Source organism: Psychroserpens damuponensis (assembly GCF_000826655.1).
GTDB lineage: Bacteria > Bacteroidota > Bacteroidia > Flavobacteriales > Flavobacteriaceae > Psychroserpens > Psychroserpens damuponensis.
Window position 1 is genome coordinate 66252 of record NZ_JXJO01000019.1, and the last position, 19031, is coordinate 85282.

Here is a 19031-nt window from a genome sequence, read left to right on the forward strand (position 1 = left end):
TCCAATTGAAAAGGCTTTTTTTATACTTCACTTTATTTAGCGTGTTAAATTTCCAGTTCCCGAACAGTTATTTCCGTTTTCAACGCAATCATCACCTGTAACCTCTTCTTGACTGCTTGCAAAAGAGCCATCAAACGAATCTGTTAATGGGTCATAAGTATATTGAGCTGTATAATTTGCAACTTTAAAGTCCACTCCTCCGCATGATGGTGTAAAATAATCATGGTACACCGTATTAATAATTAAAATATTGTTTTCAAAAGTAAAATTGTTTGTCACATAGTTTCCACCAGAATCATCTTCGGCAGTTACTGTATAGTCTTCATTTAATGTTATAGTCCCAGTGTAATTATCTGAAGAAGATCCGCCATCTCCAGTACTTACACAATTAGACATCTCTTGTAAGTTCCAAGGGCCAAAAACGTCAATAGACATTCTCTCATATGAATAAACATAATTATTTCCCTCAGCAACAACCATACTTGTTTCTGTAAGCTCTATAATTTGTTGAGAAACATTACCACTAAAATCACCTTCTGTAAAGTTTAAATCTATAGTATTTCCAGTAATATTATAATTACCTCCTGTTGACTCAGGTTCATCGCAATTACCTAAATCTTGAGATGAAAAATTAGTAGATGTAAAAACTACTTTTTCAACACAATCCGGATTAAAAATTTCTCCTCCATTGAAAAGAACAGAATTTGCTCGCCAAGTACCAATAATAAGATGTTCATATTCTGAACCTACAGTAGCCGAGCCAAATGCAACGCATCCATAGTCATCAATTACCATAACATAGTAATTACCATCTCCTGGAGCAGTTATTGAATGACCTATTAACTCTGTGCTCATATCACCAGTAGACCAATAAAAATCATAATTGGCAGAATCTCCATTAACAATTGCTACCAAAAGATTATCAGGATCAACACCAACTATAACTTCTAATGTAGAATTCTCACATGAGTTCTCATCGAGATCAACAACTTCAGAACACACAAAATCTGTGTAAGGAATTGAGCAAGAATCGTCTCCATTATTAGATGATGATCTATTATTAGAGCAATCTCCAAACATATCACACTGTACCATACCAGCTGTGCTTTTGGGTATGATTTCTATCCCTTGCTCAATAGTTGCAGAACTATAGAGCACAGCAATACCAGCCATTACAGCTACAAAAACTAAAGTATTTAGGCTTGCCCTATTATTCCCGTTACTACTAGAAACGTAGGCAAAATGCTCAAAAGTTCCTAAATTTTGATTTATAGCTTGAGAAAACAACACATCATCTTGACTATTTAAAAAGTTGCCAACAGTATTCATTTGAATAGACGCTGTTAATTGATTAACTCCATCTTCTCCACCATACAAGGTAACACCATCTTCAAACCCTATAAAAACCTCATTAAAAATATCTCCTGTCAACCCATTTTGCTGATACAGAGATTGTATCTCACCTACTCCATTAAATACCATAATTGTAGATATACCAGAGCCATCATCGCTAACAATATGAGTTAGCCGTTCTATATTCCCAGCACTATCATGCTTAAAATAACTTGTTAATTGATTGTTTGTCGTATTATCAACATAAGTAGATTTAGGAGCAATTGTATTGGGACTAACAGGTTCAACATGTCGTATAATAGTTAATCCATTGTCTTCATTGACATCTTGAGTATCATTATCATTAGAACAAGAAAATAAAACAGTAATTAAACTAAATAACACATAAAATCGAATATTTTTTTTCATAATAGGTTCACATTTAAATTAATAGCTTTTACAAAAAACGACAACTTTACTTTACTAAAGTATACCTAGTATTAGGTAAATTATTTAAAACAGATTAGCACAATCAATAGCGTACTTCAAGTAAATAAAAGTTTAGTAAATCTTTTTATATGAAAACTGCATATCTGTTAAACTAATGTAAAATATCGTACAGACCTTGCTTTAAAGATTCAAATATTCCTTAATTTTAACATTCATAAAAACAATAAATCATGGCAAAAGTTACATTAGGCGGACATCCAGTAAACACATCAGGAACATTACCTTCAAAAGGGACAAAAACTCCAGATTTTAAATTAACAACAACAGATTTAGGTACAAAATCATTAAGTGATTATACTGGACATAATTTGGTATTAAACGTTTTTCCTAGTGTAGACACAGGAACTTGCGCAACTTCTATAAGAGAATTTAATAAAGCAGCTAGCACCTTAGAGAACACTAAAGTATTATGCATCTCTAAAGATTTACCATTTGCTATGGCGCGTTTTTGTGGCGCAGAAGGTCTAGATAATGTAGAGAGTTTATCAGATTTTAGAGATGGTAACTTCGGAAAAGCTTATGGACTGGATTTTATCGACGGAGGATTTGAATCATTGCTATCTAGATGCGTTATCGTTGTAGATACGGAAGGAAAAGTTATCTATACAGAACAAGTTCAAGAAATTGCAGATGAGCCAAATTACAAAGCAGCCTTAGAAGCTTTGAAATAAATCATATCATTAATTACAAAGCAGCCTTAGAAGCTTTGAAATAAATTATATTCTTATGTATAAAGCTATATTTTAAGCTTTGAGATAATTAAATAAGTAATTTACGATATTAAATGAAGATAAATTGTTTTAAAGTTATTAGAATTTCCGCAGCACATTCCTAATTCATGCAAAAAAAAGAATCGTTTCTTATTAACAGACTTAAAAGCGTAGGATATGCGTTTAAAGGCGCCGTGTATTTAATTAGAACTGAGGCGAGTATTAAAGTACAATTAGGATGTGCAATAGCTATTTCAATTGCAGGATTTTACTTTGATATTTCTCAAATAGAATGGCTCTTTCAAATTGGTTTTATTGGTTTAGTAATGAGCTTAGAAGGGATAAACACTGCCATAGAAAACATTGCAGATTTTGTACATCCTGATAGACATTATGCAATAGGTAAGATAAAAGATATATCTGCTGGAGCGGTTTTCATTGCTGCCATTAGTGCTGCTATTGCTGCTTTGGTAATTTATATTCCAAAGATCTTTTAAGCATTCTAAATTATCAATTACATAAATGGTTTAAATACTTTTAAGTTAGGATAAACGTTAGTTATTTGTATTTTTGTTACGTTGTACATACGACGTCTTACTGAACTAGATTCAGCATCTTAAATATTGAACTAATTAAGGCTTCCGTTGGTACGGAAAGTGAACATGGCAAAGAAAAAAACCAAGACAAAAAGCAAAGCTAAAACCACTGCAAAAGTTAAAAAAACTCCGTCATTTAAAAAGCCGAGTTTAAAACTATCGAGTCAGCAAAAACTGATTTTTGGTAGCTTATTAATTATACTTGGTATTTTAATGTTTGTTGCTTTTCTATCTTTTTTCTTCACAGGTCAGGCAGATCAAAGTACACTTTCTGAAATGACTTCTCGAGATATAAAAACACAAAATTGGCTTAACAAATTAGGTGCCTGGACTAGTGACTTTTTTATTAATAAAGGGTTTGGTATCTCTTCGTTTATCTTTTCTGGTTTATTGTTTTTATCAGGAATCTATATCACGCTAGACATCAATAAAGCAAGATTACGTCGCCATTGGATTTGGGGAACGCTAATTATTATATGGCTATCTGTATTTTTTGGCTTCTTCTCCCATAAATATGATACCCTTGGCGGTACTATTGGCTTTGAAATCAATTCCTTTATACAAGATTATATAGGCAAACTAGGCACTACGCTCCTACTTTTGTTTGTATTAATAACCTATTTAGCCATTAGATTTGGTGTTAATGGAGAGACATTTGTAAACTTATTTAAACGTGCCAAGAGTGATCTTCAAAGTGAAATGAACACAGCTAATGAAGACTCGACATTTACAGTTGATAATGATTTATCTGCCGAAGCCGATGCCATTAAAGCTGCTTTAGACCTCAAAGTTGAAGAACCTTCAAAACCTAAAGAGCCTGTTAAAAAAACTGAACCTGTTATAACGCAAACTTTAGAACCAGAATTAAAAACAGAGATTAAAAAAGAAGATCCTAATAAAGAGGCTGAGCTAAGTATCGAAATTGAAACTGTAGAAGAAGAGATTTCTGAAACCGATAATTTATCTAATAAATTGGTTGAAGATTATGGACAATTTGACCCTACATTAGATCTAAGCAAGTTTAAATTCCCTCCTTTAGATTTATTAAAAAAATACGATACCGAAGGCATTACCATAAACCAAGAAGAACTAGAAGAAAATAAAAATAGAATTGTTGAGACTTTAAACAATTATAAAATTGGTATCTCTAGTATAAAAGCAACCATTGGTCCTACAGTTACACTTTATGAAATTGTTCCAGAAGCTGGTGTGCGTATTTCAAAAATTAAAAACCTTGAAGATGATATTGCGTTATCATTATCTGCATTAGGAATTCGAATTATTGCTCCTATACCAGGAAAAGGAACTATTGGAATAGAAGTCCCAAATAAAAATTCTACAATTGTTTCTATGCGATCTGTGATTGCTTCACAAAAATTTCAAAAGTCTGAAATGGAGCTCCCAATCGCATTTGGAAAAACAATTAGCAACGAAACATTTGTTGTTGATTTAGCAAAAATGCCTCACATGTTAATGGCAGGTGCAACAGGACAAGGTAAATCGGTTGGACTAAATGCAGTATTAACGTCGCTACTTTATAAAAAACATCCTGCAGAAGTAAAGTTTGTTCTTGTAGATCCTAAAAAAGTAGAATTAACATTATTTAATAAAATTGAGCGTCATTATTTAGCAAAACTTCCTGATAGTGAAGATGCCATCATAACAGACAACACAAAGGTTATCAATACATTAAACTCTTTATGTATTGAGATGGATAACCGTTACGAAATGCTCAAAAATGCATTATGTCGTAATATTAAAGAATACAATACCAAATTTAAAGCACGAAAATTAAACCCTAATGATGGTCATCAATTTTTACCGTACATTGTTTTAGTTGTAGATGAATTTGCCGATTTAATAATGACTGCTGGTAAAGAGGTAGAAACACCAATTGCTCGTTTAGCGCAATTAGCTCGTGCCATTGGAATACATTTAATAATTGCCACTCAAAGACCATCTGTAAATGTTATTACTGGTATTATTAAAGCCAATTTCCCAGCGCGTATTGCATTTAGAGTGACCTCAAAAATTGATTCTCGTACTATACTAGATGGTGGAGGCGCAGATCAACTAATTGGTCGAGGTGATATGTTATATACCTCCGGAAATGAGATTACTCGTATACAATGTGCTTTTGTAGATACACCAGAAGTAGAAAGAATAACTGAATTTATTGGTGCGCAAAAGGCATATCCAGACGCTCATTTACTCCCAGAATATGTTGGTGAAGAAAGTGGCACAAGTATTGATAATAACATTGCAGATAGAGATAAGTTATTTAGAGAAGCTGCCGAAATTATTGTGACAGCACAACAAGGATCTGCTTCTTTATTACAACGAAAGTTAAAGTTAGGATACAATAGAGCTGGTCGTTTAATTGATCAATTGGAGGCGGCAGGAATTGTTGGTGGCTTTGAAGGTAGTAAAGCTAGACAAGTTTTAGTTCCTGATTTTGTGGCTCTTGATGCTTTATTGGCGAACGAAACTTAATTAAAACGATACATTTCCGAAGAGAAAATATTTAAAATAATGAAATAAGCATGCTCAAAACTTTATCTTCAAAATGAATGATTAATAGTGAAGAACATGTGCACATAAAGACATATTAAATAAAAACACATGAAACAAATAATTGTAGTATTAGCATTTTTAATTAGTAGCATAGGATTTTCTCAAGAATCTAAAAAAGCTGAAGCTTTACTTAACGAAGTTTATAATAAAGCACAGGCTTATGACAACATTTCGGTTAAATTTAAATACGTTTTAGAAAATGTAAGCGAAGATATTAAGCAAGAAACACGTGGTGATGTGGTCATGAAAGGTGATAATTATTTACTCAATATTCTAGGTGTTACTAGACTTTATGATGGTAAAAAATTATACACGATAAGCCCAGAAGATGAAGAGGTTACTATTTCGTCAGATAACTCAGATGATGAAAACAGTATTACACCAAGTAAAATGATGTCGTTTTATAAAGATGGTTATACATATGACATGGATATTATTCAGGATGTTAAGGGTAGAAAAATTCAGTTTGTTAAATTAAATCCAATAGATACAAACTCTGAAATAAAAGAAGTTTATCTTGGTATTGATGCCAAAACTAAAAATATTTACAGATTAATTGAAGTAGGCAAAAACGGAACAAAAACGACACTTACTGTTAATTCTTTTAAAACAAATGAGCCCATTTCAAAAACCTTATTTACTTTTGACAAAAATAAGTACAAAGATTATTACATCAATAAATTAGATTAGTCTAAGCCACCCTTTGCATGAAGATACTAGATAGGTATATTCTTACGACCTACCTAAAAACATTTTTGACCGTGTTTATTATACTCATGTTCATTTTTGTTTTACAGGCTATTTGGTTATATATTGGAGATTTAGCAGGTAAAGATTTAGATACATTTATAATTGTAAAATTACTCTTGTATGTTACTCCAACTTTAATTCCTTTAATACTACCATTAACAATTTTATTAGTCTCTATTATGGTTTTTGGTCAGTTTGCCGAGAACTATGAATTTGCTGCTATGAAATCAACTGGTATTTCATTGCAGCGCGCTATGAAAAGCCTTAGTGTATTTATTGTTTTACTTGGTATTGTAACATTTATATTTTCAAACACCGTTATTCCTTGGGCTAATCATAATGTTTACAATCTTCGTAAAAATATTGCTCAAGTAAAACCTGCTATGGCAATTACCAAAGGACAATTTAATGATATTGGTAATTATAATATCAAGGTTGAAGATAAAAGTGGTGAAAATGGCGAATTTCTTACCAACGTCGTAATTCATAAAAAAGCTGCAACAAATGCGAAAAACAAAACGGTTATAATTGCTGAAAGTGGATTACTAGAAGGTAACGTTAATTCAAATTTAGTACAGTTAATATTGTATAAGGGGAATTATTACGAAGAAATAGAAAATAGAGACCCAAAGCAACACAAAAAGAAACCGTATGCTAAAAGTTACTTTGAAGAATATATTATTAATGTTGATTTAGAAGGCATTAATAATGTTGATATGGATGATCAAAGTTACGACAACAGATACAACATGCTTAATGCTAGCGATCTAAGAGTGAAAATTGATAGTCTTTATGATAAAAGGGATACCAATTTAAAGAATTTCACTAAAACCCTATATAATAGAACAACCATTTCAACATTAAATAAAAACATCTCTCCTAATAAAGATTCTATTTATGAAGGTGATATTTTAAGCTTGTATAATGACAGAACTAAAGTACAAATACTTAATTTATCTAAAATCACTATTAAAAGCACAAAAGATATTATCAACTCTAATAAAAGTAATTTTGCAGCACAAACAAAATGGAGAAACAAACATGTGGTGTCGTTACACGAAAAATATGTATTAGGCTTAGCTTGTATAATCCTCTTTTTTGTTGGTGCTCCTTTAGGTGCGCTTATTAGAAAAGGAGGTATTGGTTTACCTTTAGTGATAGCCATACTCCTATTTTTAACGTATCACTTTATCGGAATTTTTGCAAAAAACAGCTCAATGGATGACTCTTTAAATCCTATTTTAGCAACTTGGCTATCTACTGCAATAATGTTACCCTTGAGTATTTATCTTACTAGAAGAGCAACTAAGGATAGACCTCTGTTTGAGTCTGACGGACTATTAAATCCGATAAAAAAGATATTTGGTATTAAGAGTAAAACATTGGTTTTTGATACCCATAGTCTTGACAGCAACACTGAAGACTATAAATTACTCACCACCTATGATAACAATAAATTGATTGATATTGTTAAGCATTATAGGCAGTATGATTATGATATTAGTTATAAAAACTCATCTGTAGCTATTTTAGAATCTAGAGGTATTTCTAAACAAGAATTAAAATTTGGAGGTAATTTAACCGATCATACTTATGAAGAATCTTTAAGATTAAAGTACTTATATGAGGAAAACTCAAAACTTGCACTCATTCTTTATATAATTGCTGTTGTATTTGCTTTACCTGGCGCCATTTTAAGAAACAATGGGTTCCCTGTTTTTGGCAATGTTTTATATATTATAGGCTTAGTTATAGGTGTCTTTTATTTATTTGCTTTAATAAAGTCCTTTTTTGACCATTCTAATTTAAACAAACATTTAGGTAAAAATAATATTTCTAACGCACTCCTTTTTGTGCTTTTAGGTTTACCACTATACTTTGTTTTCTACTTTTTACAGAAGAAAAAAATTAACGAAGATTTAAAAATTAGCACACTAAAAAAAACAGATACGCGTGAAGAATCTCCTTCTAACATCGTAGACAAAGAAGGGTTCAATTCTTCACAGCTTGATTATAGTATCTATACTAAATATGCTTTGATATTTTTCTATTTCACTGTAGTGTTTTTAATATTACATTTTGCATTTAAAAATAGTACACTTACAGCTGTGACTTCTGCAACTATACAATTGGCGGCTATTTCAGGATTTATATTTATTATTTATGCCATTACCTCTAGTGTACTTTTTAAAAAATTATTTAGCTATTTGGACCATGCTAAAAACACTAAACATTTACTTTGGACTTTACTAAGTTTTGTAGCCTATCCTCTAATATCTAAATTTAGACAGCAGAAAATAACTGAAGACTTTTCAGCAGAGAAAAAATAAGCCATATCTTTGCATTTCTAAACAAACACTAATGACTACCAATACTGCACAACATACATCAAAAACTCGATTAAATACTATTGAAGAAGCAATTCTAGATATAAAACAGGGTAAAGTGATTATTGTTGTAGATGATGAGAATAGAGAGAATGAAGGTGACTTTTTAGCTGCTTCAAGTAAAATTACTCCAGAAACCATCAATTTCATGGCAACTCATGGAAGAGGTTTAATATGCGCTCCTTTAACAGAAAGCAGATGTAAAGAACTCGATTTGCACATGATGGTAAGTAATAACACAGATCCTATGGAAACAGCTTTTACAGTTTCGGTAGATTTAAAAGGCAATGGTGTTACAACAGGAATTTCGGCTGGAGATAGATCTAAAACTGTACAGGCGCTTATTAACCCAACTATTAAGCCTTTTGAATTAGCACGACCTGGACATATTTTTCCGTTAGTTGCTAAAGATGGAGGTGTATTGCGACGAACTGGACATACCGAAGCTGCTATAGATTTTGCTAGACTTGCTGGCTTAGAACCTGCAGGAGTTATAGTAGAAATAATGAATGAGGATGGCTCAATGGCTAGATTACCTCAACTCATGGATGTTGCGAAAAAATTTGATCTAAAAATTGTGTCTATTGAAGATTTAGTTGCTTACCGTATGGAGCACGATTCTTTAATTGAAAAGAAAGAAGACTTTGATATAGAAACTCGTTTTGGCAAATTTAGATTGCGTGCCTATCAACAAACTACAAACAATCAAATTCATATTGCATTAACAAAAGGAACTTGGTCTAAAGATGAGCATGTTTTAACGCGTATTAATGCAACACTAGTGAACAACGATATTTTAGGGACACTTACTAATAATGCTGACGAAAAACTTGATGACATGTTTAAGGTCATCAATAACGAAGAAAAAGGTGCGATTGTTTTTATCAATCAGCAAGCGCAGTCAATGAATTTACTAAATCGTCTTAATATTTTAAAAGACAACCAAGTTGATGGTAAGATTGTAAAAGCTCCAAGTATAGAAATGGACTCTAAAGATTTTGGTATTGGCGCTCAAATTCTTCATGATTTGAATATTCACAAATTGAAACTCATTACAAATACACAGCAATCTAAACGTGTTGGAATGATTGGTTATGGATTGGAAATTGTTGAGTACGTTAATTATTAAATTAACACATGCATAAGTTTTCACTTAACTTTATTAGACTATTAATACCTATTTTATCACAATTTGAATCTTTTGATATAAAATAGTAAACTTCTAAAATCAAATAAAAAAAGCACTCTAACTCATTCATTTTTAACTGATGAATATTCAGAGTACTTTTTAGCATGTAGTCTCGTAGTGTTTTATATCAAAGCATTATTCAACAATCACTTTTTTAGTCATAAACCCTTTATTGGTTTCTATTTTAAGAATATAATTACCAGCATTTATGTGATTTACCGTCATAGTTTTTGTATCGTTTACAGTAAGCACTTGCTTACCTAGTATATCATAAAGTTCCATTTTAATGACGTTTAAATTTGTTGAAACATTGAGCATTTCAATAGAAGGATTAGGGTATACAGACAAGCTATAATTGTCGAGTTCTATATTTTCTAAACTTAAGGTTGAAAACATAAAATCTTCTTGACCAGATACCAATCCGTTAAAATAATCCTGCGTTGTTGTTTGGTCAATATTTGAGTTGTAAAAACTATCAACGGCTCCAGCAAGTCCCATAGCTATAGGATCTGTATTAGTTAATATTTCCATTACACCAGTTGTTGGCATATTAGTCACATCAAACGTCATCAATATAAATGGTGTGTTGGCCGTATGCGATAAAATTGTTTGTCCTGGAGGCATATTCATAACAAAAGCATCTCGCGTACCATCCCCTAAATTAAAGCTGGATAGTTGAGCTGCAGTGACTTGGTTTGGTGTCCAAAGCCTGCCGTTGAATTCTGAAATATTAATAATATCTGCATCACCTGCAGGCATCATTAGTGCAAATCCTATATCTGAAATATCAGTATTAGTAGCATCAAAATCTGGCACAGCAACAATAGAAAAATTATAATCTGCATTATGAACAATACCAAATTGATAGCCTTGAGAAAAGCCAGTAATTGAAAATAAAATCGTAAAAATAAAAGTGTAAAAATGTTTCATGGTTTTTAATTTTTTAGTGGAACAGTTGTGCTTATTGTAAAAGTTGGTAGATTTAATAAATTACCAGGATGATTAAGGATATTATCCTTTATAATATTACTATCGTTAGGCGAGCCAGAAAATCGAGCTGCACTATTTAAATCAACATCAAAATTGAGGTATCCTGAAGATACATATGTAATAAAGGTTAAGATATTATTAGGGTCTGCCAAGATGTAATCTTTAATAGCATTAACATCATTATTGCTACCCGAAAACGTAATACTATCATCTGTATTAGCATCTCCAGCCCAAAGTGCTGTAGCACCAGCGTTCAAAATAACTAGTGCGTGACTACCAAAAGTTGAAAAACTAGGACTTGTAAAATCTACTGTTGTAGACGCATTATCGCTTAAATTAATCGTGGCAGCACTCATGGCTCCTAAATGATTTCTATGTTTTACAACCACAAAATAATTTGTTGGAGCCGCTTGCATCATCACAGGTGTTATACCATCGACATCAACCACATCACCATCGCGTTGTACTAAAGCAGAACGAGCATTGATGAGCTCTTGATTATCATTTTCGGCTCTTAGCTCTAACCAAATCCAATCTACAATAGCATTATTTCCTGTTGTATTAAAAACAGAAGCATTGCAAGTAGCATTATCCTCATAAGGGCTTGAAGTTGGCAGTAGCGCACTTTCTCTAAGCGTGTCATTCATTAATCCAGTTGTAGTTGGATTTAACATAGCACCTTGTAAAAATACAATGGGTTCAATGCTAACTCTAAAGTCTGCGTTTATAAATCCTTCGGAAATTGACATACTAGACGTACTTAGCTCCTGTACATTAACTTCACCAATGGTATACAAGATTTGAATACCTCCTGTAGAAACGGATGCACCACCAGAATCAATGCTAAATTTTTCTATGGTTTGCGCATTTCCGAAGAACATAACGAGAGACAGAAATAAAAGGGTTGTTATTGTTTTCATAATACTATGATATATTTTAAAGTTGAATTACAAATTTCGTGTGTAATGACGCATTAGAGTTTTAATTATGTAACATATGGTATGACATATGTTACATTTTGAGTTTTTTTAGTTATTTCTTGTTTTAATTGCCTTTTAAGAGATTTCACTATTATTATTTTTTATAAATCACAAATTGGAAGGTTACAGGCACTAAACTCCCAGAACTATTAAAAGAACGCACCTGCAAATTACCTCCACTAATTATGATAGAAGAGGTTCTAAATGAAGTTGAATAAGGCGTAATTAAACACGAGGTATTATAATGACTCAATGCGACATCATTCACACTAATAGTTATGACATCTGAAGAAATGCTAGCGGTAAAATTACCTGTACCGCTAAGCACATTAGCATTAGATTCTACAGTTCCATAGGCAATTGGTATTAAATTAGAAGTACCTGTTGCAACAGAATTAATTTCGTTTGTATTTATCTTATCTTCAACATCTAAATCACCACTTAAATTTACGTCTTGCGTAACCTCCAATGTGCCATGAATACGTATCAAATCTGTATCAAACTCACCATAAATGAGAGGAAAACTAGATTGTGAATTATTAATATACAATCTATTGCTTTCAGCACTAGTATTAACACTACCAGCTGCAAAACCTATAAACACATTATTGTCTCCTGAAATATTATTAAATCCAGCTGATGTACCTATAGCAGTGTTTCTGTTACCGCTAGTATTAACAAGTAATGCATTGCTACCAATAGCTGTATTTAATATCCCATCTATGTTATCAATTAATGCTCCATTACCTGTGGCTGTATTTCTGGAACCTGTAGTATTTGAAGACAACACATTAAAGCCTATTCCAACATTTTTATTACCTGAGCCATCATCAATAGCACCAGCGTTTATACCTAAAAATAATGAAGAACCATCAGCATCAGATTTACCATCTGTTAAATCATTGATGCCAATTATAGTATTTAAATCATAATACTCTTTTGTAATTAACGCGTTATCATCTATAATTTCTGATAGCTCAAAACTTGGAGCTAAGACAGCTCCATTTTTTTTAACAACAAATGCAGAATTTCTAGCTGTATTGTTAGATCCAATACCTACCATAAATTGAGCTTCATTGTCATCAATATTGTAAGCACCAATTGCCATAGATGAAGTTGAAGAAGCAATTGTACCTAAGCCCAAGGCTGTTGACGTATAAGCAGATGCATTTGTACTGTTACCTGCCGCAAAGGATTGTCCGCCAGAGGCTATTGTTCCCGAACCAAAGGCTGTAGAATAAAATCCAATATTGTCTAAATTCCATTCGTCACCTGATTCATTTGAGACTTTACCTGCTCTAAAAGCACCATACTGTCCACTAAAAAAGAATTTAATATCGTCGTTTTGTGATGTTGGATCGTCGTCTATTTCATGATTCCCTATTATAAAATCTAAGGCATTTCCAGCACCTACATTTAAGGTTAACGCATTTTTTCTATTTGGATTGTCAAATCCAAGATACCCGTTTCCAACGGCAAAAATTGAACTTGAATTTTCTACATTATATGCTCCAAACACTGCTGAGTTTGCTCTTGATGCTACAGTATTACGTCCCATTGCTACGGAGTAACTACCAGAGGCTTGCGTTTGATATCCACTTGCAAAAGCTCCAGAACCAGAGGCACCATATAATTCAGATTCATTTTGTGAAGTACTTAAATCAACAGCCTGATTTCCTATATCGCCATGATAACTAGGATCTTCACCTTTAAATCTCCAGCCTGTATTTGCGTTTTCAGTTATTTTTTCGAGACCACTAACATTAGCAGCACTCAAAGCATAAGGAACTGTCATAAATTCTGTAATTCCCATATTAGTAAAGCCGTTACCAATATTAATTAAGACTTCTAAAAAGTGATTATCTGTATCCCACTCAATGGTATCAAAGTTTGCGCTCCCAGACACCAATGCTCCTTTACCTAAATTAACAATAATAAGTCCATTTTCATCTGTAGTTGGTGTATGCGTTTCAGAATAAACATTGACTTGTCCTGTTCCTTTTAAAATATTAAACTGAATCTGAACGAGATCATTAGTTATAACATTTCCGAGGTCATCTTTAATAAGAGCTTTATAATTAATAGCTTGTTGGGCAAAACTTGAGATTGATATTAAAAAAATAGCTAATAATGTAATTGTTGCTTTCATAATACTATTTATTAAAAGTGGTTTTCTTAACAATTTTATTTTTGTGTATGATATTTAAAACATACTTCCCTGGCTCTAAATGATTAACATTAAGGTGGATTACTCTTCTAGAAATTATGTCAATATTGCCTTGATATGTAGTATGTTTTTTTTTCATACACTACAAATCTAATTGGAAGACCAATAGAAGGCTATGAAGAATGTAACAAGACCTATAAATATTGTAACATCCCAGTGATAAGGGAGAATGGAAGTGATATTATGGAGAAGCTATTTAAGTGTTTATACGATTGGCATACTCAGTTGGTGTGCAATTATAAACATCTTTAAAGCATTTGGTAAAATATGAATGGTCATTAAAACCAACAGAATAACAAACCTGTGACATACTTATATCTGATGTTTTTAATAATTGAGCCGCTAATTTAAGACGTTGAGACCTAATAAACTCTGACGTTGTAAGTCCGGTTAATGCTTTTAATTTTCTATGCAATTGCATACGACTCATACCAATTTCTTCGGAAAATTTAGTGGCATTAAAATTGGGCTCAATTAAGTTTTTGTCTAATATAATTTGTGCTTTTTCAAGAAATTTTTCGTCTAAATTAGTTACAGCAATATCTTTTGGCAGTAATATCAATTCTTGACTATAACGCAATTGTAATTTGCGTCTTATTTCAATTAGTTTTTCAACTTTTAGTACTAATAATTTCTTATTAAATGGTTTCGTTATATAATCATCAGCTCCAATATTAACACCCTCAAATTGACTTTCTATTGCTGCTTTAGCAGTGAGTAATATGATTGGAATGTGAGCAGTACGCTCATCATTTTTCAAATCTTTTGTTAATGTAATCCCATCCTTTTCTGGCATCATTATGTCAGAGATAATAAGATCTGGTATATGTTCTAAAGCTAATTGAACACCAATAATTCCATTAGGTGCAGACATGACATTATAATCGTCTTCAAAAATTTGCTTTAGTAACTGTCTTAAATCATTATTGTCTTCAATAATTAACACAATTGGCAATTCTCCTTCTTTAGAGATATCCTCATCCTCATGAGTTATTGAAATATCAGTAAATGATGGTGTTTTTAATTGAATCTCATCAATTGAATTCACATAAATAGCATCATTTTTAAATTTACTTTTATCAACAGTAAGACTAACATTAAATGATGTTTCCTTATTAGGTATACTTGAAACTTTAATCTCTCCTTTATGTAATTCAACTAATTCTTTTACTAAAGCCAAACCAATACCAGAACCCTGATTTCGCTCATTTGTTTGATAAAAGCGCTCAAAAATATGTTTTAATTCAAATGCAGTTAACCCTTTTCCAGAATTTTTTATTTTCAGAAATAATTTGTTCTTTTCTAAATATACAACACAGGTCACTAAACCGTTTTCTGGAGTATATTTTATAGCGTTTGATAATAAATTAACGGTAATTTTTTCGATAGCATCTTTATCAAACCACACGGTTTCATTGCTTTGTGATATATCAATAGTATAAGTAATATTTTTTTGCTTTGCACAATATGCGAACGATTCGCTTAATGCTGAAATGTGCTGAATTACATTTCCTTTCTGAAGCTGTAATTTCAATTGACCTTCATCAATTTTTGATAGATCTAATAATTGATTGACCAATTCTAACAGTCGATTAGAATTTTGCTTAGCAATAGTAAATTTTTGACGCTTATCTCCTGAAATGGTATCGTCTGCCAAGACATCATCAATAGGACTGGATATTAAAGTTAAAGGCGTACGAAATTCATGAGAAATATTAGCAAAGAAACTTGTCTTTAGTAGATCTAATTCTTTTAATTTAATATTTGTTTTTTGATGGTTACGATATAGAAAAAACAGAAATAATCCAACAATAGAAACAATACTTATACCACCTAAAAGCAAATTTCGTTGGTTTCTTTTTTGTTGTTCTATAATTACATTTTGTGATTTTAATAAGGCTATTTCTTGTTCTTTTTTGGCTGTTTGATATTTTGTTTCAAGTTCTGATACGTTTTCTTTATTAAATGCTGTTTGAATTTCTAAAAGATGATGTCTAGCCTTTTCTGAAGCTTTAAATGCTTTTTCAAAATCACCTAGATTAAAATAAACGCTGGCAAAAATATCTTGAATGTCATATCTGTTCTCTTCACGAACAAAATAAGCACTCTTCATTAAACGCTTAGATATGTTAAGGTGATTTAAAGCCGTTATTGGGTCATTGTTATGATTATAGAATTCTGCAATTTTATAATTGGCAACTGCTTGCTTTAAAGTATCTGTCGTTTTATTGATGGCAATTAACTCCTTTTTGTAATAATATAAGGCAGAATCTTCTTGGTTTTCTTTAATATATAAATTCCCTAATCCATTATAAATGGAAGACTTTCTAAGTTGGTTATCTGTAAAATTAGTATCGACAAATCTTGTATTTAAAAGTGCTTTTTTATAATTCTGAATTGCTTTTCTAGGTTTATTTCTTTGAACATATACATAAGCTTTCTTTTCGTAGAGGATGGCTGCTGGAACATTAAGATAATAGGCATTATAAATCTTAAGACTGTCTTCGCTAATTTTTAAGCCTTTATTGACAAGTTTAAGCCCATCATCAATATGTTTATTCATCTGCGGGAAAAAACTGGTATCGTTTACACCACGTGTTTCATATAAGATTTTTACAATACTTTCCTTCGCCATTGCAGCCATGAAAATATTATCATTCCTAAGCTCTAGAAGAGAATCTAATTTTAGAAAATGAACAAGTGCACTACCATCATTTGTTCTGTTATAATAAATTGCTCCTCTAGTATGATATATACTCTCTAAACGCTTCCAATTCTTGTTTTTAATAGCGATGGTTTCTGCCTCTGATAAATAGGTCAAAGCTTTTTCTAAATCTGGCTCTAAACTACTTAAAATGCCTACTATTTCTAATTGTAAAGAATCAACCTTAAGCGCTTTTGATAAATCATAACTCATCTTTGCGTACTTAAAAGAACTATCTAACTCTCCTTTATTATAAAAGGTTCTAGACGTTTTTATAAGTGATTTTACAGAATCTAATTCGTTTTGATTTTGTCCATAAAAAACAAACGATATAAATAAAAAAAGAGTTACAAATCTATAGCTCATAGTATATGAAATTTCACACTTAAAGATATGCGATAATATGAAATTGAATCACTTAAGTTTATCACAATTGTAACACGTTTTGTTACAAATATTATAATAAGGCAGAATTTATACTACTCACCATTTTAGAAGCTCTAGTTTTAACCTCGTCTTCTGTCCATGACATTTTTATCAGGCACGAAATGTTTCGACCTATAAAATGATCAGACTGATCATATGTTGTGTTTTTGATATTTTCTAAACCTTGTTCAATTTCCGCAGATAAAGGAAATAGTGATTTTTTATCTTTAAGGTGATTCCATTTTCTAACATAATGCCAATTATTATCAAAATAATTCCAACATACATCAACACCATTTGCCTTAAAAGCTTCAATCACTTTTCTAGCAATCTCAATATTTGGTAAGAAAAAATTTAAAAAGGCATAACTTTCTTCTCCACCTTTTGGAACTCGTCTAAAAGTGACTTCTGGAATGACTTCAAGAGCTTCTCGAAGTATTAAATAATGTTTTTTCTGAATGGCAATAAACTCTGGCAATCGTTTAACTTGAGCCAAACCAACAGCTGCATGTAATTCTGAAATTCTAAAATTATAGCCTAAAAAAGGATGTGTTTCTGCACCTCTATCATTTCCTATGTGGTCATGACCATGGTCGCTATAATGATCTGCATTTACATAATAGTCGTTATTGTTTGTAATAACCGCTCCTCCTTCTCCACAAGTAATGGTCTTTACAAAATCAAATGAAAAACAACCCAAATCACCAATGCTACCTAAAGGTTTACCATTATATGTACCTCCAATTGCTTGGCAAGCATCTTCCACCAATAAGAGATTATTTGAGTTGCAAATGGTTTGAAGCGCATCTAAATCTCCCATACTACCACACATTTGAACGACCATAACTGCTTTTGTTTTTGGTGTTATGGCAGCTTCAACAGCTTTAGGGTTTAGAGTTAAGGTGTCATCAATATCAACCAAAACCGGAATAGCACCTAACATCATAATCGCTTCAAAACTAGCAACAAATGTAAATGTAGGCATAATAACTTCATCTCCTGCTCCCACTCCTGCCGATGCTAAAGCCACAGACACAGCTGCTGTACCACTAGATACTAATTGAACATGATTAGTATTAAAGGTTTTAGATAATTCTCCTTCTAATTCTTTTGCTTTCCAATGGCCATTTCGCATCCCATCAAAACCATAGCGCATTAAAACGCCATTATCTAGAACATCATTAACTTCTTTTCGTTCTAGATCGCCAAATAATTCAAATCCAGGCATATGTTATTTTAGATTTTCGAGTTTACAAATGAGATAAAATTCGTAATGTTATCTGTTGAAATTTCGGTTAAAGGATCACCTATTTTATCACTATATTTATTTACCAATGCTAAGCCAAGAGGCGCTTGCTTATTAAGGTAATGTATACCTAATCGTACGTTATATGATTGTTTATCTGAAATATCTAACTTTAAAAGTATCACTTTTTGTGACATAGTTTTAAAAGCTTCAGAAGCAAAAAATTCTGTTTTTAAAAGCTGTGTTGCTTCCGTTTTTTGAGTATTGGTTACGAAGGCCAAAATTGGTTTATTTTGATTTTTAGATTGTTGTAAAGCAGCTTTATAATCTGTAATCCAATTTACTTTGTCTTGAGCAGATATTTGTAAAGAAAAAGCTAATGCTAGAATGAATACTATTTTTTTCATTAT

General features: G+C 31.8%; 13 protein-coding genes. 6 read left to right on the top strand and 7 right to left on the bottom strand.

Annotated elements, in window-relative coordinates:
- Window positions 1-36 precede the first annotated feature (36 nt).
- The gene (locus TD29_RS11880) at window positions 37-1761 is read right to left on the bottom strand and encodes a lipocalin-like domain-containing protein (protein WP_040280927.1); all 1725 of its coding nucleotides are present in this window, start codon (window positions 1759-1761) and stop codon (window positions 37-39) included.
- A 251-nt stretch (window positions 1762-2012) separates the two neighbouring features.
- Here TD29_RS11880 and tpx point away from each other — a divergent pair, with 251 nt between their 5' ends.
- The 6 genes from tpx (at window position 2013) to ribB (ending at window position 9988) form a co-directional block, all read left to right on the top strand.
- Entirely contained in the window at window positions 2013-2513 is a 501-nt protein-coding gene (tpx, locus tag TD29_RS11885; protein ID WP_040280928.1) for a thiol peroxidase, read from the top strand.
- Window positions 2514-2680: 167 nt separating this feature from the next.
- Entirely contained in the window at window positions 2681-3049 is a 369-nt protein-coding gene (locus TD29_RS11890) for a diacylglycerol kinase (RefSeq protein WP_040280930.1), read from the top strand.
- 165 nt (window positions 3050-3214) lie between these two features.
- Window positions 3215-5641 (top strand): FtsK/SpoIIIE family DNA translocase, encoded by a 2427-nt coding sequence (locus tag TD29_RS11895; protein ID WP_040280932.1) that lies wholly within the window; start codon window positions 3215-3217, stop codon window positions 5639-5641.
- A gap of 129 nt (window positions 5642-5770) precedes the next feature.
- A complete protein-coding gene (locus tag TD29_RS11900) occupies window positions 5771-6412 on the top strand; it encodes a LolA family protein (protein ID WP_040280934.1) in 642 nt (213 codons plus the stop codon).
- Between the two features lie 17 nt (window positions 6413-6429).
- Window positions 6430-8802 carry an LptF/LptG family permease gene (locus TD29_RS18230; RefSeq protein WP_084203468.1) on the top strand — a complete coding sequence of 791 codons (2373 nt, stop codon included), beginning with the start codon at window positions 6430-6432 and terminating at the stop codon, window positions 8800-8802.
- A gap of 31 nt (window positions 8803-8833) precedes the next feature.
- Window positions 8834-9988 (top strand): 3,4-dihydroxy-2-butanone-4-phosphate synthase, encoded by a 1155-nt coding sequence (gene ribB, locus TD29_RS11910; protein ID WP_040280935.1) that lies wholly within the window; start codon window positions 8834-8836, stop codon window positions 9986-9988.
- A 195-nt stretch (window positions 9989-10183) separates the two neighbouring features.
- Here ribB and TD29_RS11915 read toward each other — a convergent pair whose 3' ends face one another.
- The 6 genes from TD29_RS11915 to TD29_RS11940 form a co-directional block, all read right to left on the bottom strand.
- Window positions 10184-10978, bottom strand: coding sequence for a T9SS type A sorting domain-containing protein (locus TD29_RS11915; RefSeq protein WP_040280937.1), 795 nt, complete (start codon window positions 10976-10978; stop codon window positions 10184-10186).
- Between the two features lie 5 nt (window positions 10979-10983).
- Window positions 10984-11958 (bottom strand): hypothetical protein, encoded by a 975-nt coding sequence (locus tag TD29_RS11920; RefSeq protein WP_040280939.1) that lies wholly within the window; start codon window positions 11956-11958, stop codon window positions 10984-10986.
- Window positions 11959-12112: 154 nt separating this feature from the next.
- Complete coding sequence (locus tag TD29_RS11925; protein ID WP_040280940.1) at window positions 12113-14167, bottom strand: hypothetical protein; 2055 nt, start codon at window positions 14165-14167, stop codon at window positions 12113-12115.
- A 274-nt stretch (window positions 14168-14441) separates the two neighbouring features.
- Window positions 14442-17315 (bottom strand): response regulator, encoded by a 2874-nt coding sequence (locus tag TD29_RS17975; RefSeq protein WP_052467093.1) that lies wholly within the window; start codon window positions 17313-17315, stop codon window positions 14442-14444.
- Between the two features lie 91 nt (window positions 17316-17406).
- Window positions 17407-18603, bottom strand: coding sequence for a DegT/DnrJ/EryC1/StrS family aminotransferase (locus TD29_RS11935; protein WP_040280941.1), 1197 nt, complete (start codon window positions 18601-18603; stop codon window positions 17407-17409).
- An 8-nt stretch (window positions 18604-18611) separates the two neighbouring features.
- Window positions 18612-19028, bottom strand: coding sequence for a thioredoxin family protein (locus TD29_RS11940; protein ID WP_040280942.1), 417 nt, complete (start codon window positions 19026-19028; stop codon window positions 18612-18614).
- Window positions 19029-19031: the final 3 nt, after the last annotated feature.